The following is a 22,654-nucleotide window of genomic DNA, read 5'->3' as shown; positions in this document are numbered from 1 at the left end:
CCCGCCGTCGCCGGGCGCCTGTTCCTGGGTGCGTCCGCCCGCGCCCCCCGCGCCGAGGGGGGTGAGGGTGAGGGGGGGGGTACCGCACCTGGGGGGGTCGCGCCCCGGGGCCAGCGACCGGATCTCGCACACCGACGAGCGCAGGGGGACACCGCCGCTGAGCGGGTCGGTGACGCTGTGGTCGATGAGGCCGTTGATGTTGCTGCCCGTCGCGGACAGCGGATCGGGGCCGGGGAGCGCGAGGTCGGGCGCGGCCTGCCACCAGCCGTACTCGGCGACGACGACCCCCGGGTGCAGGGACGCGTCGAAGCGTGCCCGCAGGCGGATGCTGCCGCGCGCGGTGGCCAGTTCGACCCACTGGCCCTCCCCGATGCCGCGGGCCTCGGCGGCCAGCGGGCTCATGTCGACCATCGGCTCCGGGGAGCGGCGGCGCAGGGAGGTGATCGAGCGCTGCTGGCTGTGGACGAAGTAGCCGCTCTTCGCGCTGGTCAGGACGAGGGGGAAGGTCCGGCTGGTCGGCGCCGGGTCGACGTGTACGGGGACGGGCGGGTAGCCGTGGGCGGCGAGGCGCCCGGAGTACAGCTCGGCCCTGCGGGTGGGGGTGTCGAAGCCCCGGACCGTGCCGTCGGGGCGGGGGCGCGCGTAGCGGTGGTGGGTGGCGGGTTGCTCCACGCGGATGCCGCCGGGTCGGGCGCGCAGTTCCTCGGTGGTCAGGCCGAGGGGACGGAGCTGGTGGTTCCAGGCTGCTTCGACGTCGCCGTCGAAGAACAGCTCGCCCAGGCCCAGGCGGCGGGCGAGGTCGAAGACGATCTCCAGGTCGGACCGGGATTCGCCCTGGGGCTCGACCATCCGCTGCCGCAGCTGGACGTGTTCCTGGGCGCGTTGGTCGATGTCGAAGCCGAAGCGCAGGGCCTCGTGCTCCCAGGCGCTGTTGACCGGCAGGACGATGTCGGCGGTGCTGCTCGTGGGGGTGTGGAACAGGTCGGCGTGGACCTGGAACTCCAGCTCCCGCAGCGCCTGGGCGGTCAGGTCGGAGCCGGGCTGGCTCATGACCAGGTTGGAGCCGAAGCCGATCACCGCCCGGGTCCGGTAGGGCTCGCCGGTCAGGATCGAGGTGCGCAGGTCGCCCGCGTTGATCCAGCCCGAGGCGGGCGGGCCGAGCGGGTGCTTGTCGATGCCGAGCGCCTTGGCGCGCTGCTCCGGGGCGAGCTGCCCGGGGTGGGTGGCCGGGGCGTACGGGGGGAAGGCGACCTGCCGGTTGCCACCGGGGGCGTCGAAGGAGCCGGTCAGGGCGAAGAGGGTGGCCAGGGCGCGCTCGATCTGGCTGGCGTTCGCGTGCTGGGCGACGCCCGTCCAGCCGTAGTACGCGACGGTGCCTGCCTCGATCATCATGTCGGCCAGCGCGCGCACCTCGCGCTCCGGGATCCAGGTGGTCCGGGCGACCCGCTCCAGCGGCCACTCGGCGCACGCGTCCGCGTACAGCTGGAAGGCGGGCGCGCAGCTGACCGGACCGTCGGTGGTCTCGATGCGGTGGCCGCCCCGGAGGGCGAAGCGCTCGGGACGGTCGGCCGCGCGCGTGGTGTCGTAACCGGCGGGGGCGCCCGCCTCCTGGTCCCAGACGACGAAGCGGTCCGCTCCCGCCGCCCCCTCGCCGACGCCTTCCGCGAGGCCTTCCGTGACGTCCGCGGCCCGCAGGAAGTCCTGGGTGTCGGCGCGGACCAGGAGCGGGGCGTTGGTCCAGCTCCGGACGAAGGCCTCGTCGTAGTCGCCGCCTTCGATGAGGAGGTGGGCCAGGCCGAGGGCGAGGGCGGCGTCGGCGCCGGGGCGCATCCGCAGCCAGGCGTCCGCCCGGAGGCCGCTGGTGGAGCGGCGCGGGTCGATGACGGCGAGCTTCGCCCCGGCGGCCGTGGCGGCGCCGAGGGCGGCGGACTGCGCCAGCCAGGTCTTGGCCGGGTTGAACCCCCACAGGACGACGAGGTCGGCGGCGGCGTAGTCGGGCGGCGGGAGCGGGGCGCCGAAGGTGAAGAGGTGGGCGCCGTCCCGGTACCAGTTGCAGATCTCGGTGCTGTAGACGGTGTTCGGGGACCCGAAGGAGCGGATGAGGCGCTCCAGCCACTCGATGGAGTCGGAGATCGCCGACGCGCTCGGCGAGGCGACGGCGAAGGCGACCGCCTCCGGGCCGCTCTCGTCCGCGATCGCGCGCATCCGGGCGGCGATCTCCGCCATGGCCTCGTCCCAACCGATCGGGACCCAGCCCGGGTCGGGGTCGGACTTCGGGCGGGTGCGGCGCAGCGGCGTCGTCAGCCGGGCGGTGGAGTGGGCGATCTCGGGGGCGGCCCGGCCCTTGGGGCACATGGCGGCGCCGGTGGGATGGTCGGGATCCGGGCGCACCCCCGTGAGACGGCCGTTCTCGACGGTGTACAGCGCACCGCACTTCGACTTGCACAGGGTGCAGAAGCCCTGCTTCTCCTCGGTCATCCGACGTCCAACCCTTCGTCGCGGTGCTCCCTCCAGTGGACACCTCGCGAAGGCCTCACGGGCGTTGCCGACGGTCACCGGCAACGGGGCCGAAGGTCCCGCGCCCCTAGAGCGTGAAGACCAGCAGGATCACGATCACCGGCGGGATCAGCCCGAGCCATCCCGCGTACCGGCGGACGCGGGCGTAGCCGGGGCGGCGGGGGAACAGCCAGGAGGCGACCACCAGCAGCGGGCTCACCGTCAAGCTCGCGAACCAGCAGGTCATGACGACGGCGAGGGTCGCTTCCAGGCTCCGGGCGCAGTCGTCCGGGCCGCAGCTGTCCGTGGCCATGGGGGCGAGGGCCCCGAAGAGGAGCGCCACGGGGACGAGGAGCACGGCCAGCCCCGTCGTCCACAGGGGTTCGCTCACCCGGGCGACACGCGCACTCTCGGTCGATTCGTTCATGGGCACAGCCAAGCCGCCCCGCGGCCCGGGCGCCTGAGCGGTCGTACTCAGTCGCGGGGGCACCGTACTCACGCGCTCCGCTCACGGCGTACGGGCTTTCCGGCCCGCTCGACGGAACCGTAACCGCCACATACGAGGGGTGTAACGGTGCTCCTCGCACATGTGCGACCGGCGCCCGGGTGGGCATCCTCCTCCCATACATCCCAGCAGGTCAGAAGCCACGGGGGCTCGCCATGCGCACGTACCGCAGGACCACCCATGCCCGCACGCTCGGCGCCCTCGGCCTGGCCGCCGCCGCGCTCCTGGCCGCCACCGCCTGCGGACCCGGCGGCGACAAGGCCGGGGCCGCCAAGTCGCCGACGCCCTCGGCCTCCCCTTCCGCGTCCTCCTCGACCAGCACGTCGTCGCCGACCGCGCCCCCGGCCTCCGCCAAGCCCTCCGCTGCGGCCTCCTCGCCGGGTCGTCCGGGCGAGGCCGAGGGCGACTCCAAGGGCATCGACGGCAACTGCTCCGACGACGACACGCGCGTGACGGTCGAGTGGGCCGTGCCGCCCGTGAAGGACGATTCGAAGCTCCTGCTCACCGTCACCAACGTCGGTACCAAGCCGTGCGCGCTGCGGAGCTACCCGGTGCTGCGGCTGGGCAACGGCCACGGCCGCCTCGTGGGGGTCTTCGCCGCCTCCAAGCCGCGGACGGAGGTGACCCTGGCCCCCGGCAAGCAGGCGTACGCGGGCCTGCTGCTGCGCCAGGGCAACAAGGAAGCCGGCACCCTCGTGACCGACATGGCGCTCGCGCCGCACGGTCAGAGCCCCAGCGCCGACACGGGCGAGGGCCTGCTCCTGCAGATGCCCAAGGGCGGTGTGTACGTGGACGACAAGGCCCGCGTGACGTACTGGAACGGCGGCTCGGAAGCCGCCGTGTCGCCGCTGTTCGCGCACTGAACCGGCCGCGGGCCCGTACGGGAGGTCGTCCTCCCGCACGGGCCCGGTCCGTACGCGCCCGCGTCAGTGCCGGGCGGCGGCGTCCCGCACCCGTCCCGTCAGGAGGGGGCCGTCCGGCCACTCGCCCTCGTCCCGATAGATCTTCACCCGCATCCGCAGGACCTCCTCGGGCTCGGCCGACGCGTCGGCAAGGGTCGGGACGGCCACCTCGGTACTCGTCCGCCCCTTGGGGACGTCGACCCAGATGTAGGAACCGTTCTCGGACAGGGGCCGCTCCGGGTCCGGGGACTCGCCGAGACCGGCGAGCCACTCCTCGTCGACGTCCTTCGTCGAGAGCTCCGTCCCCGCTCCCGGCGGCACGATGACGAAGGGCGTCGCCACCATGGTGTCCGCCGGGGCGGACAACACGACCTTCCAGATCAGCCTCTGTCCCTCGGTCACCGCGTCGGAGACCGGCTCCACGGAGATCGTGGGCATGGGGTCGTCGTTCTTGACCAGGACGCCCCCGGAGGCGCTGCCGACCGCCGCGCCGCCGACGGCCTTGGCCGCGACCTCGTGGTTGCGGTCGCGGTCGTAGCGGGTGTTGCCCGTGACGGTGACCTCCACCTCCGTGGTGCGACCGGCCGCCACCGTCTCGGTGCGGATCGTGGTCCCGCCCGTCTGCGGGTCGTGCACGGCGAGCTTGATCGTGCCGCTCCCCTTGCCGGTGACCTGTACGGGCACCCGGTAGGTGCGGGAGCCCAAGTCGCCCTCCTGGACCGTCGAGCGACCGATGTCGACGCGCGGCAGCGCGACGGGGTGGACCGCCGGGGTGCCCGGGCGCCACCCCCACGCGTCCATCAGCCAGAGCGCGCCGGCGCCGCTGCGCGGGGTGAGCTCCAACGAGGCGGTCCGCCTCAGGTCGAGCCCCGCGCGCGGAGCGGCCCCCAGCGGTACGCGGACCTCGCGCGCCCAGTGCGCGACCGTCGAGGCGGAGCCGGGGAGGCCGTCGACCGAGACCCGGCCGAGCGTCGCCCTCTTGCCGGAGGTGTCCGTGACGGCCACGTCGAGCACGGTGGCGCGGGTGTTCGGCGGCACGATCACCCGCAGGGCGAGGGCCTCGGAGCCGGCCAGCGAGAAGGAGCGCTCCGGGCTCAGGCGGACCGGGGTGCCCGGCGCGCTCCAGCGGGCCGTGACCGCGTTGCGGCCCGGATCGGCGTCGGTGACCATCCAGGGCGCGAAGTGGGGCGACTGCCCGGAGTCGGAGGCCGTCAGGCAGGCGCGGTCCGTGTCCGGGGTGACCTGCTGGCACACGCGCCCGTTCGTGACCGCGAGCGGGGCGTCGGGCGAGATCGCGCGGGTGCGGTCGCCGCCGACCGCGTGGGTCAGCACCCGTGCGGGGTCGGCCGAGGGCGCGCGCCGGTCGGAGCCGTCGAGCAACGGACGCACCCGGTCGTCGCCCGCGAGGAAGAGCCGCGCGGCGGCGGCGATGTAGGTGCTGCCCGCCTTCTGCTGCTGCGCCGCGGTCAGCCGGGTCGCGGCCCCGGTCGAGCAGACGGGGTCCCCCTCGTCGCCGAAGTCGTCGGCGGCCGGACCTTCGGCCTGGCCCGGGGTCCACTGCGTGTTGAAGAAGTTGTGGTTGGCGCCGACCACGTACGCCGCGCCGTGCAGCGCCGCGCCCTGGCCGATCCCCCGGGTGCCGTCGAGGTAGATCTGCCCCTGGAGGTCGCTCACGTCGCCGTCGCAGCCCGGCAGGATCGTCAGGGACGGGACGTCGGGCACGGGGTTCTGGCCGAAGAGGGTGGGGCCGATCAGGACGGTGCCGCGGATCCGCCAGTCCACCGGTCCGCGATAGCCGTCCTCGGCGGCCGGGGGCGGGGACAGGCTGTCCAGGGCCGCCCGGTTCACGCCCTCGCCGCCCCGGGAGTGGCCGACCAGGAGCACCTGCGCGAGGTCCGCGCGGGCGGTGGCCCGTACGGCTTCGGGGGCCCCTCGGGGGTTCGCCGACCACTGCGCCCAGCGGGCGAGGTGGTGGCGCACGAGCGAGGACCGGGCCTGGGCACCGAAGTCGGCCGTGCGTCCGTCCTGGGCGTTGATGCCGTTCGCGGAGATCGAGATCGTCACGTAGCCCTGGGAGGCCAGCAGTTGCTGGTCGTGCAGGTGGCCGCGGTAGCTCGGGAGTTCCTTGTCGCCCGGTCTGCACGGCCATTGCATGCCCGCCCGGTTCCTGCCGGGCTCGTAGCAGGTGGCGTTGCGTCCGTGGAGGAACAGCGCCAAGGGGCGCCTGCCCGGCGCGCCGGTCGGGCCGACGACCGTGGCGCGCATCTCCACGGGCACCGCGTATCCCGGCAGGGTCACCGGATCCAGGGCGTACTCACCGCTGGTGGTGCGGTACGGGCCCGGGAGGCCGGGGTCGACCGGGCCCGGGGCGAGCGGGGCATGCGGTTCGGCCGTGGTGAGCGGAAGTCGCGGGCCGGGAGGGCGCTCGGCGCCCGCCGCGTCCAACCTCCGGGAACCGGAGATGACTTGGAGGTCGCCCGCCGGTCCGAACGAGTCCGCGTCGAGCCGGAGCCGGAAGGTGCGCTGGTCGGCGGAGGGGGTCGGCACGCCCAGGGTCCGCTTCCCCGAGCGGAACTCGACCAGGGCGCCGCCCATGCCCACGGGTTCGGCCGATCTCCAGACCAACTCGGCGCCCTCCAGGCGCCATCCCGGCGGCAGCCGCTCGGCGGAGGGACCCGGGGGCGCCGCGGATATGGGGACGGCGGCCGGCCGCGCGTGCGCCGCACCCGGCACACCCGCCGCCAGCGCCACGACCGCCAGGGTCGCGGTCAGCGTGCGTAACACCAGTCTCACGTGCTCTCTCCTCGTCCTCGGCCGTGCGGGAGTTCACAGCGTTAGACGTTCCGGGGCGCGATCGGTTGCCGGTGCGGGCGGGCCGAAAGGGGGTGCCGGGGAGGCGAGTTCCGGCCGATCCGCACCGAACTGGCCGTACGGCGTCCGGTGTGCGTTCATCTCCCGCTCACCCCATGGTTCAATGACATGTGAAATATCACATGTCATAGCCCGGAGCGAGAGCGCCGGGCGTGACCCCTGTTGACGACCCGTTTCCGTACCCCTCACGAGGAGAACCCTTCCGATGAATCGCTTAGCCCTGCTCCTGGCCGGTTCCGCGGTCCTGGCCGTTGCCACGATCACCCCCGCGAGCGCGTCGACCGCCTCCGCGGGCGAGGTCGACACCGTGACCTCCTGCGGCAACTCGGGCCTCCAGTCGGGCCTGTCCACCCGGCTGTGCGCCGAAGTCACCGGCACCACCGTGGAGTTCTACGGCACCGTCGGCCTCGCCGGCCCGCCCTCCCCGGGCGGCCCCGGTCCCGCCCCCAAGGAGCTGATCACGACCCTGTCCACGGAGGTCGTCGGCAGCGGCGCGGCGCCCACCCAGCAGATCGCGCACGTCCTCTTCACCTCCGCCAACCTCCAGGTGCGCGGCTCCGCCGCCACCGTCCCGTGCGGGTCGACCGTCCGCGCCACCTTCGGCGTGGCCTCCTTCCCCTGGGCCCCCCGCCCGGTGGCCCACGAGGTCGTCATCACCTGCTGATCGGGGCTCCGGGGACGCGCCCGCTCCGCGACGGGACCGCGGAGCGGGTGCGCCGGAACGTGCCTACGCTGGAGGGGGGCGGCGCGCAGAGGTGAATGAGGTGCGGCCATGGCAACCAGGCGCAGGACGCACACGGGGCACCCGGCGACCCGGCACGCGCGGCGGCGCGCGGCGGTGACCGCCGGCGCGCCCGCCATGGCCGCGGCCGCCGCCCTCCTGCTGGCCGGGTACGCCGCTCCCGCCGCGGCGGCGCCCCGCGCCCCGGCGGGAGCCCTCGCCGCCCCGTCGGACGGGAGCTGCGGGACGTCCCCGCCGGACAGCTTCTGGCGGGCGCCCGTGGACGCGCTCCCCGTCCACCCGCGCTCCGCCCGTTACGTCGCCTCCATCGGCTCGACGGCGCCCCTGCACCCGGACTTCGGCTCCGGGCTCACCGGGGGCATGCCCTTCGGCATTCCCGTCACCGTCACGGACACCACGGTGCCCGAGTCGAAGGTCTCCCTGGACTACGCCGAGGAGAGCGACGCCTCCGGCTACCGGATCCCGCAGGACGCCAGGATCGAGAACGGTCCGGCGAGCGACGGCGACCGGCACGTCATCGTCTGGGACCGCGCCCTGTGCAGGTCCTACGAGCTGTGGGACGCGCACCCGCGGGGCGCGAACGCCTGGCACGCCGGCTCGGGCGCGGTCTTCGACCTGCGCGACAACGCGCTGCGCCCCGACGGCTGGACGTCGGCCGACGCCGCCGGACTGGCCGTCCTGCCCGGCCTGGTGCGCTACGACGAGGCGGCGTCCGGCGCCGTCGACCATGCGATCCGGATGACCGTCCCCCGCTCGGACCGGAGCTACGTCTGGCCCGCCCGGCACCAGGCGGGCTCCGCCGCGGACGCTTCGCTGCCTCCGATGGGGCTGCGGCTGCGCCTCAGGGCCTCGGTGGACACCTCGACTCTGCCCCCGCAGGCCAAGGCCGTGGCCGAGGCGCTCAAGACGTACGGCGCCATCGTCGCGGACAACGGCTCGGCCTGGTACCTCTCGGGCGACGAGGACCCCCGTTGGGACAACGCACAGCTCGACGCCCTCAAGGGCTTCAAGGGATCGGACTTCGAGGCGGTCGACGCGTCCGCGCTGCGACGCTCGCCCGACTCCGGGGCCGTGGCGCCGCGTTAGGGGGACGGCCCGGTGGGGCCCGGCGTCAGCGCATCTTCAGCGGGTGCTCGGGGGCGAGGGCGTCCGAGATGCGTTCCGCGATGGTCTGGGCCGAGTTCCCTTCGGGGCTCTTGGGGCCCTTCGTCACGGTGACGGAGACCGCCAGCTTCCGCGCGGGCAGGTAGGCCTGGATGGCCGCGTAGCCGGAGAAGGAGGGGTTGGTCAGGATCCAGTCGTTCACCACGATCAGGCCGAGGCCGAAGTGGTGGGCCGCCGTGTTGGTCAGCAGGCAGACGGTCTTGGGGCAGGTGGCCGTAGCGTGTCCGAGGCCGAGGGTGCCCGGGTCGAGCTGGGTCTTGAAGGACTGCGCGGAGAGCAGCTTCCCGGTCCCGATGCCCCGTGCGGAGCGGTCGAGGTCGCAGATGTTCTGGACGAGCACCGCACCGCGCGCGGTGGTCCACGACGGGTTCCAGAAGGTGGACTCCTCGTAGGTGCCGCGCTCCGAGGTGAAGGCGTGCAGCACGGGTTCCGGTATCTGCGGCGTGCTCTGGTTGCTGGTCCCGGTCAGTCCGAGCGGCACCATCACCTGCTCCGCCAGCAACCGGTCGAGCGGGAGGCCGCCGATCTTCTCCAGCGCGGCGCCGAGGATCGCGAAGTTGGCGTGCGAGTAGCTCCAGTTGGTCCCCGGCTCGTACAGCAGCGGTTTGCCCGTCGCGATGGCGATGACCTCGGCCGGTGTCCACGCGCGAAACGGTGCGGCCTCCAGTGCGGCGAGGAACGTGGGGTCCGTGACGTAGTCGTGCAGCCCCGACGTCGAATCGGCGAGCATCCGCAGGGTGATCCGCGAGCCGTGCGGAACGTCCGGCAACCAGCGGGCCACCGGGTCGTCGAGCGAGGCCCTGCCCTGTTCGACCAGTCGCAACAAGGCGGTGCCCATGTACACGATGGCCACGGATCCGGTCCGGAAGTGCATCGAGGGCTCGGCCGCGACGCCCGTCATCGACTGCCCGAGGGCGGTGGTGAGCACCTCCCGATCACCGGCGGAGACGCGCAGGACGACCGAGTTCAGGCCGAGTTCGCGCTGCGCCCGCTGCGCGATGGCGAGGACCTCGGCGGCGTCCCCGCGGGCCGGTCCCGGTGAGCTGACGCAGCTCTCCGGTTCGGCGGCGGCGGATGCGGCGGTCGCGGCTCCCGAGGGGACCGCGGCCGGGAGGGCTGCGCCCAGGACACCGGCGATGCACACCATGACCGTACGAGTACGCCTCATCCGTCCAGTATGGGCAGGCCCGGGGAGGGCCGCACGTGGACGTGACGGTGCGCACCACCGCGGCCCGGCGCGCAACCAACGCCCCCGCCCGCGCGTCGCACCCCACATGGAACGCGCATGGCTCTTCTCCCTCATCCCGCTGGTGCTCGGCACGGTCTTCCTCGCCTTCGGGACGTACGGGCTGCGCCGCACCGCCGCCCTGCGGCGCACCGGTGTCACCACCACGGCCCGCATCGTCCACCACGCGGTCAGGACGGGCGACGAGGGGGCCAGGTACCACTTCCCCGTCGCGGCCTGGACGACCGCGGACGGGCGCGCCTGCGCGTACGAGTCGAGGTTCGGGCGCGGCTCCGTCGGACCCGGCGCCGCGGTGGGCGCCACCGTCCTGGTGCGCTACGACCCCCGGGACCCGAGCCGGTTCACGATCCAGGGGTGGGAGGGGAAGGGGGTCGACCTCCTGTTCGCCGGGCTGGGCGCGCTGCTCACCACGGGGACCCTCGTCGCGGTGCTCGTCCGGTTCCTCACCCTGCCCGGCTGAGTCGGCAGCGGGCGCGCCGCTATTGGGCCCAGGGCGGCGTGAGGGTGCTGCCGTCGGCGAGCTCTGCGGTGAGGCCCACCCGGGTGGTGACCCACAGGTGGGCGCTCTCCTCGGTGGTGTTGGCGACGCCCAGTTCGGAGCCGGCCGGGGCCACCGCCGCGTCGCCGGACCGCAGTTCGGCGCTCTCGCCGTCGATGGTGAGCCGCAGGCGCCCGGACAGCACGTAGAACGTCTCCTCGGCACTGATCGTGTGGCGCGGCCCCACCATCGCGGGCGGGACCTCGACGCGCCAGGAGGCGAGGTCCTTGCTCCCGGTGTCGGTGCGGACGTAGGAGACGAAACGACCGCCGTGGATCTCGTGCACCACGGCCTCGTCACGGTGGATGAACGGCATTGCGACCTCCGAATGGATCCATATGGACAAGTAGCTTGTCCATTTAGACAAGCAGCTTGCCGAGTTATAGTCAAGGCCATGGATGACGCCCTGGCCTTCTCCGCCCTCGTACTCACGCTCTCCGGACACCTGGTGCAGGAGATCCACACCCGCGTGTCCCAGCAGGGTTTCGAGGACCTGCGCCCGGCGCACGGCTTCGCCTTCGCCCGCATCGCCGCGGGCGGCGCCACCACGGCCGACCTGGCCGAACACCTGGGCGTGACCAAACAGGCCGCCGCCCAACTGGTCGAGGAGCTGGTCCGCAAGGGGTACGTGGAGCGGCATCCGCACCCGCGCGACGCCCGCGCCCGCCTCCTGGCGCTGACCGCGACCGGGCTGGCCGCGACCCGCGCCGCCGACGAGGCGGCCGGGGCCGTCGTGGCTCCGTGGCGCGAGTCCCTGGGCGAGGAGCGCTTCGGCGCACTGGTCGCCGATCTGGCCCGGCTCACCCCGCCGGGCCCCCTGCGCCCCGCCTGGTGAGCGCCCACCGCCGGGTCCGCCGCTGAGCCCCGCCGACCACGGGGCATAGGCTGCGCCGCATGAACGAACGGGGGGCCGGGACGCGCCGGCACGTACGGGACGGGGTGCCCTGGCACGTACTGGAAGGGGTGCCGGCCGGTCGGGCGGAAGTGCCCGGGCTGCTGCGGGGGTTGGTGACCGTCGGCCGACGGTCGAAGGCGTGGGACCGGCTGGAGGAGCGCCTGGGCTGGAGCACCTGCGAGCCGCTCTTCGCCCACGCGGCCTCCCGGCTCTTCGAGTTGCTCCCGGACCTCGACGATCGCCGCCTGGTCCGCGTGCTCGACTTCCTCGCCCGGCGCGGTCACAGCGCCTGCGACAGTGCGGTCGGCGTGCACTACATGAGCTTCACCGTGTTCGCGAACGGCGGGCGCCACGTGCTCCCCCTGGTCGCGCACCGGTCGGCGGAGGTCCGGGCGGGCGCGGCCCACGTCCTGCGCACCATCCGCTGCGCGGACCCCGACGCTCCGGGTGCGCTGCGCCAACAGGCCTCCGTGGAGGCCGACCCGACGGCGCTGGCGTCCCAGCTGCTCGCGGTGGGCATCCTGTCGGGCCTGTCGCCGGCGTCGCCCGGGGCCTCGGCGGCCGCCGCGGCCGAGACCGGCGCGTGGCTGCGGCCGTGGCTGGAGCACGACCAGCCCCTGGTGCGGCTCGCGGCGGCGCAGGGCACCCTGGACACGGACGCGGCGGGGGCGCCCGACGGGGCTCCGGGGACCGGTGACGCGGTGGCCCGCACCCTCACCGCGATCGGGACGGACGCGCTGCCGGAGAGGCCGTGGTGGCCCACCGGGTACGCGCCGGCCGAGCGCCTCGGGCGGCTGCTGGCGCCGTATCCGCCGCAGGCCGCGGCCCTGGTGCGGGCCCTGGCGCGGGAACCCCGCAAGGAGCTGCGCGAGGTGGCCGTCAAGACGGCCGGTGCGCGGCTGCGGTACTGGCGGGACCCGGCGCCGGACCTGTGGGAGACCGTCGCCGCGGCGCTGGACGAGCCGGAACTGGCGTACACGGCCCTCGAGGTCTTCCTCCGGGGCGGTGGGGCCGCGGCTCCCTACGCCGACCGGCTGGTCGGGTACGTCGAGCGGAGTTGGATCGGCGGCCCCCGCCCCCGCACGCACAACGTCGACACCGCGATCCGCACGCTGGTCGCCCTGGGCGAGGACCGGGCGCTTCCCTGGTACGCGAACGTCCGGGGGGACAGCTTCCTGCGGGTCGATCACGTCCCCGAGCGGTGGGCTCCGCGGCTGCTGCCGGTCCTGCGCCGACAGCTCGCCGCCTATTCCCAGGCCCATGACGTGCCCGAGATCCTGCGGACGCTCGCCGACTGGGGTCCCGCCGCGGCGGCTGCCGTGCCCGAGCTCATCGGGCTGCTGGACACCGGCCACGCCCGCCCGGCCGCCGAGGCGTTGGGCCGCATCGGACCGGCGGCCGGTGGCGCGGCCGGGGTGCTCGCGGCCCTCGCGACCACCCCGCACACCCCGTGGGCGGGGCCCCTGTGGCGGGGCGGGCAGAGCGCGGCGTGGGCGCACTGGCGCGTCACGGGCGATCCGGAGCTGGCCCTGCGGGTGTGCGGCGCGGCGGTACGGGTCGGCCCCGGCCGCCCGGTGCTGCGCTACCTGGCCGACCTGGGCCCGCTGGCCACGGCGTACGCCGACGCCGTGCGGCCCCTGATGACCTGTCCCGGCGAGTGGAGCCGGGTCGGCGCGGCCGAGGCGTGGTGGCGGATCACCGGTGACGCGACCCGTGCGGTGGACGCCCTGCTCCCGGAGTTGGCACCGCTGGCCGACCACGGGTTCACCCCGCTCGCCCTGCGGACCGTGGGCGTGCTCGGTGCGATCGGGCGCCCCGCCTCGGCCGCCCGGCCGACCCTGCTCGCGGTGACCTCCTCACCCCGCCGCTACGGCGGCGCCGTCCGGTGCGACGAGGAACTGACCCGCACCGCACGCGCGGCCCTGGCCGGGCTCGACGGGTGACGGCGCAGGAGGGCTGAGCACCGGGGCGCCGGAGCGTCGGCGCCGCAGCGTCGGCATCGGTCGCGGTCGCGGTCGCTTCGGCACTAGTGGTGCCAGGCCCGGCCGCCCACGTTGTGGATGAAGCGCTGGAGCACCTTCAACGTGGCCCGGTACTCCTCGTCCGAGATCCCCTCGTGGCGTTCGGTCCACAGCTCGCCCTGCAGGGCGGCGGCCCGGTCGAAGAAGGTCCGGCCCTGCGGCGTCAGCCCGAGGACGCCCTCGGCGTCCTGCGTGACCCACCCCCGGGCGATGGTCGTGTCGATCTCCTCGGACACGGCCTCCGCGCCGACGGTGAGGTAGCCCTTCAAGATCTCGGTCACCTCCGTACGGCTCTTCGCCCGCTCGGCCCCGGCCACCTGGGCCAGCACCCACCACTGCGGCTGCGTGGTGCCGATCTGCGCCAGTGCGCCCCGGGTGCGGGTGACGACCGCGTCGTAGGCGGCCCAACTCCAGTAACCGATGGGCTGCTTGACCAGTTCGGCATCGTCGTGCGAGTACTCCATGACGGAACTCCGTTCGCGCTGCAAGATCGCTTGATACCGGAACCATAGGAACTCAACCGCGGTTGAGGTCCAGCCCCCTTCCCGACGGGTTTCCGGCGCCCGCGACCCGATTCACCCGGTGGCCGGTGCGAACTCCACGACCAGGGACCGCGGCCCGCGGGTGAAGACGCCCTGCTCGGCGGGGTCGTAGCCGGCCGCCGGACGGAGGTCGACCAGCGCGTCGAGGAGCTGGTTGGTCGCGATCTCCACCTCGGCCTTGGCCAGCAGCGCCCCCACGCAGAAGTGCCGCCCCAGGGCGAAGGCCAGGTGGTCCGCGGCCGCGGAGAAGGCGGTCGTGGTCGTCAGGTCCTCGCGGAAGATGTCGAACCGGTCCGGATCCGCGTACCGCCCGGCGTCTCGGTTGGCCGCCCCGATCAGGCAGGTGACGGTGGCCCCCGCCGGGATCGTGCCGCCGCTCATCGGCACGTCGGTGGCGGCCTGCCGCATGATCATGTGGACGGGCGGGCTGAAGCGCAGGGTCTCCGCGAAGGCCCGGTCGATGAGGGTGCGGTCCCGCCGGACGGCCGCGAGCTGGTCGGGGTCGGCCAGCAGGTTCGCGAAGAGGGCCGCCACGGCCTTGTCGGTGGTCTCGGCGCCCGCGGTGAGCAGCAGGCTGCAGAAGGCCTTGATGTCCTCGTCGCTCATGCTCACGCCGTCGACCCGGGCGGCGCAGAGCCCGGACAGCAGGTCGTCGCCGGGCCGCTCCCGCCGGTCCCGTATCACCGGGAGCATGTACGCGGCGAAGGCCTCCTGGGCCCGCGCCCCGGCCGCGGCGCATTCCGGCTCACCGGAGAGGTTGGCGATGAAGGCGACGAAGGCCCGGTACCAGTCGGCGATGCGTTCCTGGCCGGAGCGGTCCAGCCCGAACATGTCGCCGATGACCGAGATGGGGAAGCGGGAGGCGAAGCCGCTCACCAGGTCGACCGTTCCGGCGCCGCGGAAGGCGTCGATCAGCTCGCGGGCGTTGCGTTCGATGATCGGCACGACCTTCTCGCGGAGCTCGCCCCCGCGGAAGGCCGGGGCCACCAGCGCGCGCCGGGTGGCGTGCTCGCGACCACTCATCTGGAGGATCGTCTTGCCGTGCACGGGCTCGGCCTGCCAGGCGTAGTTGTTCGTGGTGAAGCGCGAGTCCTTGTCCTTGAAGACCCGCGCCACGTCCTCGTAGCGCGAGACGAGGAAGCTCCGCGTCGCCTCGTGCCAGAACAGCGGCGCGCTCTCGCGCAGGACGCGGTAGGTCGGATACGGGTCCTCGGCGAACTGCGGCGACAGGATGTCCGGGGCGTCGTGCGCAGCGGTCATGGGTCTCCCCCATCGGCTCGGCGGTCGACTGCGTGTCGGATGCGTGTCGGATGCGCCAGCGGCATCCGGTCACTGAGCGTCATCCAGGAAACACCAGACGGCACGTGCCCACCAGGGCTTCGACGCCCGTTCCTCGGGGAACTCCGGCTCACCGTGACGCGGGGCGACGCGAGGGGCGCGACGGGCGGTTGGTGGCGGGGGTCGGCCCGGCGCAAGGGATCCGGCCGACCCCGCGGTCCGCCGCCGCGCCGTTCACGAGCCCCCCACGACCCCGCGGACCGCCCGGTGACGCTCCTCGACGGAGGTCCCGGGTTGACTGAATGTTCAGTCAGTGCCAGAGTGACGGCACGTGGTCGCATCACTCTCCGTACCGAGCGGCCGTTGTGGCGCGGAGCGCGCACCCTTGTTCGTAGAGACCGGTTTGTCCATCTACGTCACCGTGCTCCCGCCCAGGCCGGATGCACCTGCCGCCAGCCCACGATCGGAGTCTCCCGTGTCCTTCCCGCCCCCCACCCGACGGACCGTCCTTCGCACCCTCACCGGAATCGGTGCCGTCGTGCTGGGTTCCGCGGCCTGCGGGCCCGCCACGACCGGAGCCCGGGCAGAAGCCCTCGCCGCGCCCTCCCTGACCGCCGCGGGCAGCGGCAAGCGCCGCATGGGCGCCGAGTGGGAGAGCCACACCCGCACCTTCATGGCCTGGCCGGCGCTCAGCTCGGTCTGGAAGCAGGACCTGCGCTACGTCCGCGAGGACATCGCCCGGATCGCCCGGGCCGTCGGCGACTACGAGGCGGTCGTCATGATGGCCCGCCCGGACCAGGTGGACGCGGCCCAGCGCGCCTGCGGCGCCCGGGTCGAGGTCATCCCGCTGCCGGTCGACGACCTGTGGGCGCGCGACACCGTGCCGGTCTTCGTCGAGGAGGGCGCGAAGGTCATCGGCGTCGACTTCAACTTCAACGGCTGGGGCAACAAGCAGGAGCACAAGAACGACGGGGCGGTCGGCCGCGCCGTGCTCCAGAAGTACGGGATCCCCCGGGTCCAGGCCCCCTTCGTCGCCGAGGGCGGCTCCGTCGAGACCGACGGCCAGGGGACCCTGCTGATCACCGAGAGCTCGATCGTCAACGACAACCGCAACCGGGGCAAGAGCCGGGACGCCCTGGAGGCGGAGCTCAAGCAGACCCTGGGCGTCGAGAAGGTGGTCTGGCTGGCCGGTGTGCGCGGCGAGGACATCACCGACGCCCACGTGGACAGCCTCGTGCGCTTCACCGAACCGGGCGTGGTGCTGTTGGACCGCGCCCACCCCAGCACCCCGCCGGACTCCTGGTCGCGCTCGGCCGACCAGGCCCGGTCCGTCCTGTCGAAGACGACGGACGCCCGCGGCCGACGCTTCGAGATCGTCGACCTCCCCCAGCCCGACCTGAACCGGATCAGGGGCGAGGGCGACGACTTCGTCTCCACCTACGCCAACTTCTACGTCGCCAACGACGCCGTCTTCATGCCCAAGTTCGGGGACGCCAAGGCGGACGACCGCGCCCGCGGCATCCTGCGGGAGCACTTCCCCCGGCGGGACGTCGTGCCGGTCTCGATCGACACGATCGCCTCGGGCGGCGGCGGCATCCACTGCTCCACCCACGACCAGCCCGGCAAGCCCGCCGCCTGACGGACGCTGCCGGGTACGGGCCCCCGCGTGCGGGGGCCCGTACCCGGGGCGCGGTCAGGCGCCCCAGCGCAGGGCGATGGTGTCGCCCACGTTGATGACCGTCTCGCGCAGCGCCCCGGCGAAGGCGGAGCCGTCGACGCTGATCTTCCAGGTGTTGCCGCCGCTGTTGGCCTTGCCGTTGACGGCCGTGATCGCGCCGGTGCCCGAGGCGGGGGTCACGCTCGTGACGCAGCCCGACGGGGTGGCACCGGTGGTCGCCGCGGCCAGGACGTCGCCGAGGGTGGTGGTCGCTGCGGTCGGGGTGAAGGCGACCGAGCAGACCTTGAGGTTGCCCGCGCCGTCGTCGACGCTCAGCGCCAGCTTGGTGGCGGTCCCGGCCGTGAAGGCGGACTGGGCCACCCACCGCGGGGCGCCGGGGGTGACGGGGACGGGCGGGGCCGTGGTGAATCCGCCGCCCGCGACGGCGCGCAGCGCGTCGATCGAGGCGTAGGCGGTGGGGGCCGTGTCGGAGGGCTTGTACTTGAAACCGCCCGCCGGGTTGTACTGGTTGGCGATCAGGAAGTCCACGGGGGTCTTGCCGCTGCCGGTGAGGAAGTCCCCGGTCTGCGGGTTGAATCCGCAGGCGTTCAGGCCCGCGACGCCCCAGCCGTTCGAGCTGGTGTTGACCCCGTAGAGGGAGTTGAAGGCGCCGGTGCCGGAAACGAGCGTGCTCTTGAGGAAGTTCTTCGCCCGCACGACACCGGCGTCGGTGTTCGGGACGCCGGAGACGCAGAGCGCGGCCATGGCCGAGCCGGTCATGTCGACGTCGCTCGCGGAGTTGAGGACGGTGGGGTTGCCCTCGCCCTTCTGGTACGTCCAGCCACCGTCCGCATGCTGGTTGGCCCGGATGCGGGTGACCATCGAGTCGGTCAGCGCCTGCGGGATGCGGTCGGCGCCGCTCTGGGTCTTGGCGCCGCGCAGGGCGAGCGCCGCGAAGACCGTGCCGTTGAAGTTCCCGGAGGGGCCGAAGTAACCGGGCTCCGCCGTCTGCCAGTAGGAGTAGACGTGCGCGACGAGGTTGCGCGAGGCCGAGACCCGGGCCGGGTCGATGCCGGCGGCGTAGGCGTTGAGGGTGCCGCGCTCGTAGTCGGTGACCACCGGGGCGGCCTGCGGCCAACCCGCCGTCGACAGCAGGTTCCGGTAGACCGTGCGCGCGTTCTTCGTCATGTCGCCGCCCGGGTAGACGTCGACGACCGCGGTACCGGTGGCGGCGAAGGTGCTGAAGGCCCACTCGTTGGACAGGCCCGAGCCGGCGTACGAACCGTCCGCCGCCTGGAGCGACTTGAGGTAGGCGACGCCGTTGGTCTTGGAGGTGGCGATCTGCGCCGGCGAGGAGGTCGCCGAGGCGGGCAGCGCGGTGAGGACGAGCGCGCCGAGCGCGGCGGGCAGCGCGAGCGCGAGGCGGCGGGAGGTACGGGGACGGGACATGGCCTGCTCCTGGAAATCGGCGGACGCCGGCCGCTCGCCGCACGGGCCTCACGTCGCCGTCGTACGGACACGGCTGGGGCACGGGCCGCAGGGCCGCCGTCCGGAACGCGTGGTACGGCTTCCTGTTGCTGCATCGCCGTATGGGCATTCGGGCTCCGGAACGGCCCCCGCCGTCCCACACCGTTGCGCGTCAGCCCCGGATTCTCACCGGGTTCCCCCATGTGGCAGCCCTGGACGCTACCCGAGTGATCAAGCCACCGCCAGCCACCCGGTCCGCGGACGGACCGGGCCGCGCCGCGGGGACGCGGGCTGAGACGTAGGCCACCTTGACGCGTCCACGGAATCCGTGTTGCACTCCGGCTGATAACTGCTCAGCTCCAGGGGAAGCCGGTCGAATTCCGGCGCTGACCCGCAACCGTAGGCCCGGTTCGTCCCGGGCGAGTCGGAATGCCTGGGGCCGAAACACAGCACGAAGAGCGCCGTCGCGGACTACGGCGTGGTCGTAACAGCTCCTCCGTGGCCCCAGGGCCGTGCGGGGGCGGATCGCCACGCACGCAGCCGCCCGGCAGAGACGAGGGCCGCGGTGGGGACCGAACAGCAGGCGCAACGGACGCGGCCGAGACGGCGGTTCCTCGCGCTCGTCACCGCGTCCTTCCTGACGCTCGGTGCGGCAGTGGCCTTCCTCACTCCTCCCCCGGCCGCCCACGCCGACCCGATCGAGCAGTGCACGGCCGACACCGGCGCCATCGTGGCGGTGGACTTCGGCCCCTTCGGCGGCGCGGTGAGGCGCGGCTGCGACACCACCCCGACGACCGGGTACGAGCTGCTGCACACCGCCGGTTTCACGACCACCGGGACCGTCCACGACGGCCCCGCCTTCATCTGCCGCATCGGCGAGGGGTCCTTCAACTCCGGTACGCAGTACCCGACTCCGGAGAAGGAGCCCTGCACCGTCACCCCGCAGGCCACCGCGTACTGGTCCTACTGGATCGCCTCGCCCGGGCAGCGCAACTGGACCTACAGCCCGCTGGGCGCCATGGCCCGGACCCCCAAGCCCGGTGACGTGGACGCCTGGGTGTACGGCGCCACCTCCGTCGGCGGCACCTCCGGCAAGCCCGCCTTCACCCCCGACGACGTGCGGGCCGGCGGCGTCATCACCCCCGACCCCGCCGTGCCCACGGCTCCGCCCACGGTGCCCGCGGGGACGGTCGACGTACCGGCCGCCCTGCGCTGGATCACCGGGAAGCTGACGGACGGGGAGCGGGTCGTCGACGACGGGGCCACCGCACCGAACCACTTCCTCACCACGGAGGCCGTGTTCGCGCTGACCGCCACGGACCGCAGGAGTCCGGCGGCGAGGAAGGCGGCCGACTTCCTGGCCACGCCCGCGCAGACCGACGCCTACGCCTACCCGGCCGGCAAGGACGGCATCCCGGACGCCACCGCCGCCGCGCGCCTCGCGCTCGTCGCCGAGGCCACGGGCAAGGACCCGCGCGCCTTCGGCGGGCACGACCTGCTCGGCGACCTCCTGAAGTACGTGTGCCCGCGCGACATCGGTGACGGCGACCCCGTCGAAGGCTGCCTGACCAAGGGGGACTTCCGCACGACCGGCCAGTCCGACGCCCAGGCCATGGCCGTCATCGCGCTGATCGGCGGCGGCGTCACCCCGCCCGCCGCCGCCGTGCACCGGCTCGTCGGCCTCCAGTGCGAGGACGGCGGCTTCAGCGGCGTCCTCATCCGCTCCGGCGGCTGGTGCGACAGCGACCCGATCGCCACCGGCCTGATCACCCTGGCCCTCCAGCGCGCCGGTGGCCACGGCGAGGCCGTGCAGAAGGCCCGGGGCGGCCTCAAGAAGTCCCAGCTGCCGACCGGCGCCTGGCCCTCCGCCCCGTACGAGACCACCGGCAGCCCGGCCGCCACCGCCTGGGCCGCCCAGGCGCTGCGCGCCCTCGGTGACGACGCCTTCGCGGACGCCGGTCTCTCCTGGCTGTCCAAGCGGCAGCTCCCCACGGGCGGTTTCGGCTTCGACGAGAACGACACCGACTCCCGGATGTTCGCCACCGCCCCGGCCGCCGTCGCGGGCGCCAAGGGCGACCTGGTCCTGCTGACCACCAAGCCGGTCGACCCGACGCCGACCACCCCGCCCACCACCGCCCCGCCGACCGCCCCGCCGACCGGTGACGGCCCGGACCTGGGCAAGGGCACGGCGTACCTCGCCGACCGCGCCCGACTGGTCCAGGGCCGGTACTACGAGAGCGGCGCGGGCACCGGCTTCGCCGACTACGGCCTGACCATCGACGGCGCCTACGCGCTCGCCGCCACCGGCCGGGACAACACCACCCTGCGCAACATCGTCGACTTCCTCGACAAGGGCGGCAAGGACGGCAAGGGCCGCACCGTCAACGACTGGACGCTCATCGGCACCAAGTACGCGGGCGGCGGCTCCCTCGGCAAGACGGCCCTCCTCGCCGAGGCCGTCGGCCGCGACCCCCGCCACTTCGGCGGTCAGGACCTGATCGCCGCCCTCGCCAAGGGCATCTGCCCGGCCAGGAGCGAGACGCCCCAGCAGTGCGCGGCGAAGGGCAACTACACCTACGCCACTTCGGTCTTCTCCCAGTCCCTCGGCATCATCGCCCAGGTCCGCGCGGGCGAGGGCGCCGCCGCGGCCGAGCCCGTCGCCTTCCTCAAGGGCCTCCAGAGCCCCTCGGGGGCGTGGCCCAGCCTCATCGGCGAGCCCAGCCAGGACGAGGTGGACTCCACCGCGATGGCCGCCATGGCCCTCGACCTGCTGCCGGACGCCGCCTCGCAGACGGCCGTCGACAAGGCGATCGCCTGGCTGGCCGCCCAGCAGAAGGACGACGGCGGCTTCCCCGGCGCGTCTGGCAACTCCGTCAACTCCGCCGCCCTCGCCGTGCAGGGCATGTCCCTGGATCCGGCGAAGTACACCGACCGCATCGCCAAGGCGCGGACGTTCCTGCGTGCGCAGCAGAACGGCGACGGCGGCTTCCGGATCGCCAAGGAGGGCCAGGCCGGATCCGACGTCCGCGCTTCCGCCCAGGCGGTCGGCGGCGCCACCGGGATCTCCTTCGGCCTGCTGACCCGGGACCTGAACGGCACCACCCCGCAGCCCGTTCCCAGCACGTCCGGACAGGCTGCGGGCGGCACCGGCTCGCCCGTCATCGTGACTCCGGGCGAGAGCGGCGGCGCGGGCTCGGCGGGCGGTTCGGCGGGCGGTGCGGGCGCGGCCGGCGGTTCGGGCGGCGGCCTCGCCTCCACCGGCGTCCAGGTCGGCGCCCTCGCCGTCGCCTCCTTCCTGCTGGTCCTCGGCGGCTGGGCCGTGACCCGCGCCGCCGGACGCCGCCGCGAGCGCACCGGGAGCGGAGCATGACGCGCCGGGATCCGGGAACGACGCGCCACCGCGTGGTGCGGGCGCCGGCCCGCACGGCCGCCGCGCTGGGGCTGGCCGTGGCGGCGCTGAGCGCCACGGCGGCTCCCGCCGGGGCCGCGCCGCAGCCGATGGGCCAGTGCACCACCAGCTCGGGAGCGGTCCTCGCCGTCGACTTCTCCCGGTGGGGCGGGCCGGTCTACCGCTCCTGCGGCACGACGCCCACCACCGGCTACGAGCTCCTCAACCAGGGCGGCTGGGCCACCACCGGCACCGGCCACGACGGACCCGCCTTCATCTGCCGGATCGGCTACAGCGGCCACCAGGGCGGCAAGCAGTTCCCGACGCCGCAGCAGGACGACTGCGTGCTGACCCCACCCGCCTCGGCGTACTGGTCGTACTGGCACGCGGGGCCGGGCCAGAACACCTGGGAGTACAGCCAGCTCGGCGCCATGCTCTACAAGCCGAAGCCCGGCAGCGTGGACCTGTGGATCTTCGGCGCGACCAACGTCGAGGGCACCGAGGGCAAGCCCTCGCTCACCCCCGACCAGCTGCGCGCGCACAACGCCGCCCCGACGGGCGGGCCCGCACCGAAGGACACCCGCACCGCCGCGCCCCTCCCGCCGAACGTCGACACGGGCCCCCGGCCGCAGGACCCGCCCCCGGCCGCGGCGCCCCCGGCGGCGACCGCCCCGGCGGCCACGACCGCGCCGCCCGGCCCGACGGCATCGACCGCCCCCTCCGGGAGCCCCTCGCCGACGCCCGCCGCGAGCGCGTCGACCGGCGCCCCCGCGGCGGCCGCCCCGGCCCCCGGCCCCCAGGTGGTCGAGGCGGCGCCCGCCGCCGACGCCGCCCACGACACGGGCTCGTACCTGCCCGCCGTCGCCACCGGGGCGCTGGTGCTCCTGATCGCCGGCGCCGCCGTGTTCGCGGCCAAGCGCCGCCGTCGTACGGAGTAGCCGC

Annotated in this window: 17 protein-coding genes and 2 riboswitches (1 of these 19 cut by a window edge); of the genes, 9 read left to right on the top strand and 8 right to left on the bottom strand. The window is 74.2% G+C overall.

Annotation, left to right across the window (positions count from 1 at the left end):
• Together ACFWAR_RS16155 and ACFWAR_RS16150 are read right to left on the bottom strand one after the other, a co-directional pair.
• On the bottom strand, nt 1-2,478 hold the 5' portion of the coding sequence (locus ACFWAR_RS16155; RefSeq protein ID WP_385777439.1) for a molybdopterin-dependent oxidoreductase. 513 nt of this gene lie to the left of the window's left edge; 2,478 of the gene's 2,991 nt are visible here — the first part of the coding sequence; its start codon is at nt 2,476-2,478; its stop codon lies beyond the left edge, outside the window.
• 106 nt (nt 2,479-2,584) lie between these two features.
• Entirely contained in the window at nt 2,585-2,923 is a 339-nt protein-coding gene (locus tag ACFWAR_RS16150) for a hypothetical protein (protein WP_385777437.1), read from the bottom strand.
• Nucleotides 2,924-3,156: 233 nt separating this feature from the next.
• On the opposite strand from ACFWAR_RS16150, the gene ACFWAR_RS16145 reads away from it, so the two are divergent.
• Entirely contained in the window at nt 3,157-3,864 is a 708-nt protein-coding gene (locus tag ACFWAR_RS16145) for a DUF4232 domain-containing protein (protein ID WP_385777435.1), read from the top strand.
• 63 nt (nt 3,865-3,927) lie between these two features.
• Here the strand turns inward: ACFWAR_RS16145 and ACFWAR_RS16140 are convergent, their stop codons facing one another.
• Nucleotides 3,928-6,696, bottom strand: a complete 2,769-nt coding sequence (locus ACFWAR_RS16140; RefSeq protein WP_385777433.1) for a hypothetical protein — start codon at nt 6,694-6,696, stop codon at nt 3,928-3,930.
• A 283-nt stretch (nt 6,697-6,979) separates the two neighbouring features.
• Here ACFWAR_RS16140 and ACFWAR_RS16135 point away from each other — a divergent pair, with 283 nt between their 5' ends.
• Together ACFWAR_RS16135 and ACFWAR_RS16130 are read left to right on the top strand one after the other, a co-directional pair.
• Nucleotides 6,980-7,438, top strand: a complete 459-nt coding sequence (locus ACFWAR_RS16135; protein ID WP_385777431.1) for a hypothetical protein — start codon at nt 6,980-6,982, stop codon at nt 7,436-7,438.
• A 108-nt stretch (nt 7,439-7,546) separates the two neighbouring features.
• Nucleotides 7,547-8,602: a hypothetical protein gene (locus ACFWAR_RS16130; protein WP_385777428.1), complete on the top strand. Its 1,056-nt coding sequence runs from the start codon at nt 7,547-7,549 to the stop codon at nt 8,600-8,602.
• 25 nt (nt 8,603-8,627) lie between these two features.
• Here the strand turns inward: ACFWAR_RS16130 and ACFWAR_RS16125 are convergent, their stop codons facing one another.
• Nucleotides 8,628-9,848 (bottom strand): serine hydrolase domain-containing protein, encoded by a 1,221-nt coding sequence (locus tag ACFWAR_RS16125; RefSeq protein WP_385777426.1) that lies wholly within the window; start codon nt 9,846-9,848, stop codon nt 8,628-8,630.
• 106 nt (nt 9,849-9,954) lie between these two features.
• On the opposite strand from ACFWAR_RS16125, the gene ACFWAR_RS16120 reads away from it, so the two are divergent.
• The gene (locus ACFWAR_RS16120) at nt 9,955-10,386 is read left to right on the top strand and encodes a DUF3592 domain-containing protein (RefSeq protein ID WP_385777424.1); all 432 of its coding nucleotides are present in this window, start codon (nt 9,955-9,957) and stop codon (nt 10,384-10,386) included.
• A 19-nt stretch (nt 10,387-10,405) separates the two neighbouring features.
• Here ACFWAR_RS16120 and ACFWAR_RS16115 read toward each other — a convergent pair whose 3' ends face one another.
• A complete protein-coding gene (locus ACFWAR_RS16115) occupies nt 10,406-10,780 on the bottom strand; it encodes a cupin domain-containing protein (protein WP_385777422.1) in 375 nt (124 codons plus the stop codon).
• Nucleotides 10,781-10,858: 78 nt separating this feature from the next.
• On the opposite strand from ACFWAR_RS16115, the gene ACFWAR_RS16110 reads away from it, so the two are divergent.
• Both ACFWAR_RS16110 and ACFWAR_RS16105 read left to right on the top strand, forming a co-directional pair.
• Nucleotides 10,859-11,299: a MarR family winged helix-turn-helix transcriptional regulator gene (locus ACFWAR_RS16110; protein ID WP_385777420.1), complete on the top strand. Its 441-nt coding sequence runs from the start codon at nt 10,859-10,861 to the stop codon at nt 11,297-11,299.
• Nucleotides 11,300-11,358: 59 nt separating this feature from the next.
• Nucleotides 11,359-13,302 carry a hypothetical protein gene (locus ACFWAR_RS16105; RefSeq protein WP_385777418.1) on the top strand — a complete coding sequence of 648 codons (1,944 nt, stop codon included), beginning with the start codon at nt 11,359-11,361 and terminating at the stop codon, nt 13,300-13,302.
• Nucleotides 13,303-13,385: 83 nt separating this feature from the next.
• Here ACFWAR_RS16105 and ACFWAR_RS16100 read toward each other — a convergent pair whose 3' ends face one another.
• A complete protein-coding gene (locus tag ACFWAR_RS16100) occupies nt 13,386-13,844 on the bottom strand; it encodes a MarR family winged helix-turn-helix transcriptional regulator (protein WP_385777416.1) in 459 nt (152 codons plus the stop codon).
• 111 nt (nt 13,845-13,955) lie between these two features.
• The gene (locus tag ACFWAR_RS16095) at nt 13,956-15,182 is read right to left on the bottom strand and encodes a cytochrome P450 (protein ID WP_385777414.1); all 1,227 of its coding nucleotides are present in this window, start codon (nt 15,180-15,182) and stop codon (nt 13,956-13,958) included.
• Nucleotides 15,183-15,675: 493 nt separating this feature from the next.
• Between ACFWAR_RS16095 and ACFWAR_RS16090 the strand changes: the two genes are divergently transcribed.
• Nucleotides 15,676-16,839, top strand: coding sequence for an agmatine deiminase family protein (locus ACFWAR_RS16090; RefSeq protein WP_385777412.1), 1,164 nt, complete (start codon nt 15,676-15,678; stop codon nt 16,837-16,839).
• A 54-nt stretch (nt 16,840-16,893) separates the two neighbouring features.
• Here ACFWAR_RS16090 and ACFWAR_RS16085 read toward each other — a convergent pair whose 3' ends face one another.
• The gene (locus ACFWAR_RS16085; protein ID WP_385777410.1) at nt 16,894-18,306 is read right to left on the bottom strand and encodes a hypothetical protein; all 1,413 of its coding nucleotides are present in this window, start codon (nt 18,304-18,306) and stop codon (nt 16,894-16,896) included.
• A gap of 142 nt (nt 18,307-18,448) precedes the next feature.
• Nucleotides 18,449-18,524: riboswitch (cobalamin riboswitch) on the bottom strand.
• A 117-nt stretch (nt 18,525-18,641) separates the two neighbouring features.
• Nucleotides 18,642-18,780, top strand: a riboswitch (cobalamin riboswitch).
• A 109-nt stretch (nt 18,781-18,889) separates the two neighbouring features.
• Here ACFWAR_RS16085 and ACFWAR_RS16080 point away from each other — a divergent pair.
• On the top strand, nt 18,890-21,694 hold the full coding sequence (locus ACFWAR_RS16080) for a prenyltransferase/squalene oxidase repeat-containing protein (RefSeq protein ID WP_385777408.1): 2,805 nt from the start codon (nt 18,890-18,892) through the stop codon (nt 21,692-21,694).
• Nucleotides 21,691-22,650 carry a hypothetical protein gene (locus ACFWAR_RS16075; RefSeq protein ID WP_385777406.1) on the top strand — a complete coding sequence of 320 codons (960 nt, stop codon included), beginning with the start codon at nt 21,691-21,693 and terminating at the stop codon, nt 22,648-22,650. Before ACFWAR_RS16080 ends, ACFWAR_RS16075 begins: the two co-directional genes overlap by 4 nt.
• The last annotated feature ends 4 nt before the right edge of the window (nt 22,651-22,654 follow it).

The organism is Streptomyces sp. NPDC059917, from assembly GCF_042730635.1.
Lineage (GTDB): Bacteria > Actinomycetota > Actinomycetes > Streptomycetales > Streptomycetaceae > Streptomyces.
Note: the sequence above shows the minus strand (reverse complement) of the source record. Positions and strands in the feature narration are given on the sequence as shown.

Bases quoted from the DNA above. Each gene is read 5' to 3' on its own strand.
- ACFWAR_RS16150 (WP_385777437.1), bottom strand. From the start codon at position 2,923: ATGAACGAATCGACCGAGAGTGCGCGTGTCGCCCGGGTGAGCGAACCC.
- ACFWAR_RS16145 (WP_385777435.1), top strand. From the start codon at position 3,157: ATGCGCACGTACCGCAGGACCACCCATGCCCGCACGCTCGGCGCCCTC.
- ACFWAR_RS16135 (WP_385777431.1), top strand. From the start codon at position 6,980: ATGAATCGCTTAGCCCTGCTCCTGGCCGGTTCCGCGGTCCTGGCCGTT.
- ACFWAR_RS16130 (WP_385777428.1), top strand. From the start codon at position 7,547: ATGGCAACCAGGCGCAGGACGCACACGGGGCACCCGGCGACCCGGCAC.
- ACFWAR_RS16125 (WP_385777426.1), bottom strand. From the start codon at position 9,848: ATGAGGCGTACTCGTACGGTCATGGTGTGCATCGCCGGTGTCCTGGGC.
- ACFWAR_RS16120 (WP_385777424.1), top strand. From the start codon at position 9,955: ATGGAACGCGCATGGCTCTTCTCCCTCATCCCGCTGGTGCTCGGCACG.
- ACFWAR_RS16115 (WP_385777422.1), bottom strand. From the start codon at position 10,780: ATGCCGTTCATCCACCGTGACGAGGCCGTGGTGCACGAGATCCACGGC.
- ACFWAR_RS16110 (WP_385777420.1), top strand. From the start codon at position 10,859: ATGGATGACGCCCTGGCCTTCTCCGCCCTCGTACTCACGCTCTCCGGA.
- ACFWAR_RS16105 (WP_385777418.1), top strand. From the start codon at position 11,359: ATGAACGAACGGGGGGCCGGGACGCGCCGGCACGTACGGGACGGGGTG.
- ACFWAR_RS16100 (WP_385777416.1), bottom strand. From the start codon at position 13,844: ATGGAGTACTCGCACGACGATGCCGAACTGGTCAAGCAGCCCATCGGT.
- ACFWAR_RS16095 (WP_385777414.1), bottom strand. From the start codon at position 15,182: ATGACCGCTGCGCACGACGCCCCGGACATCCTGTCGCCGCAGTTCGCC.
- ACFWAR_RS16085 (WP_385777410.1), bottom strand. From the start codon at position 18,306: ATGTCCCGTCCCCGTACCTCCCGCCGCCTCGCGCTCGCGCTGCCCGCC.
- ACFWAR_RS16075 (WP_385777406.1), top strand. From the start codon at position 21,691: ATGACGCGCCGGGATCCGGGAACGACGCGCCACCGCGTGGTGCGGGCG.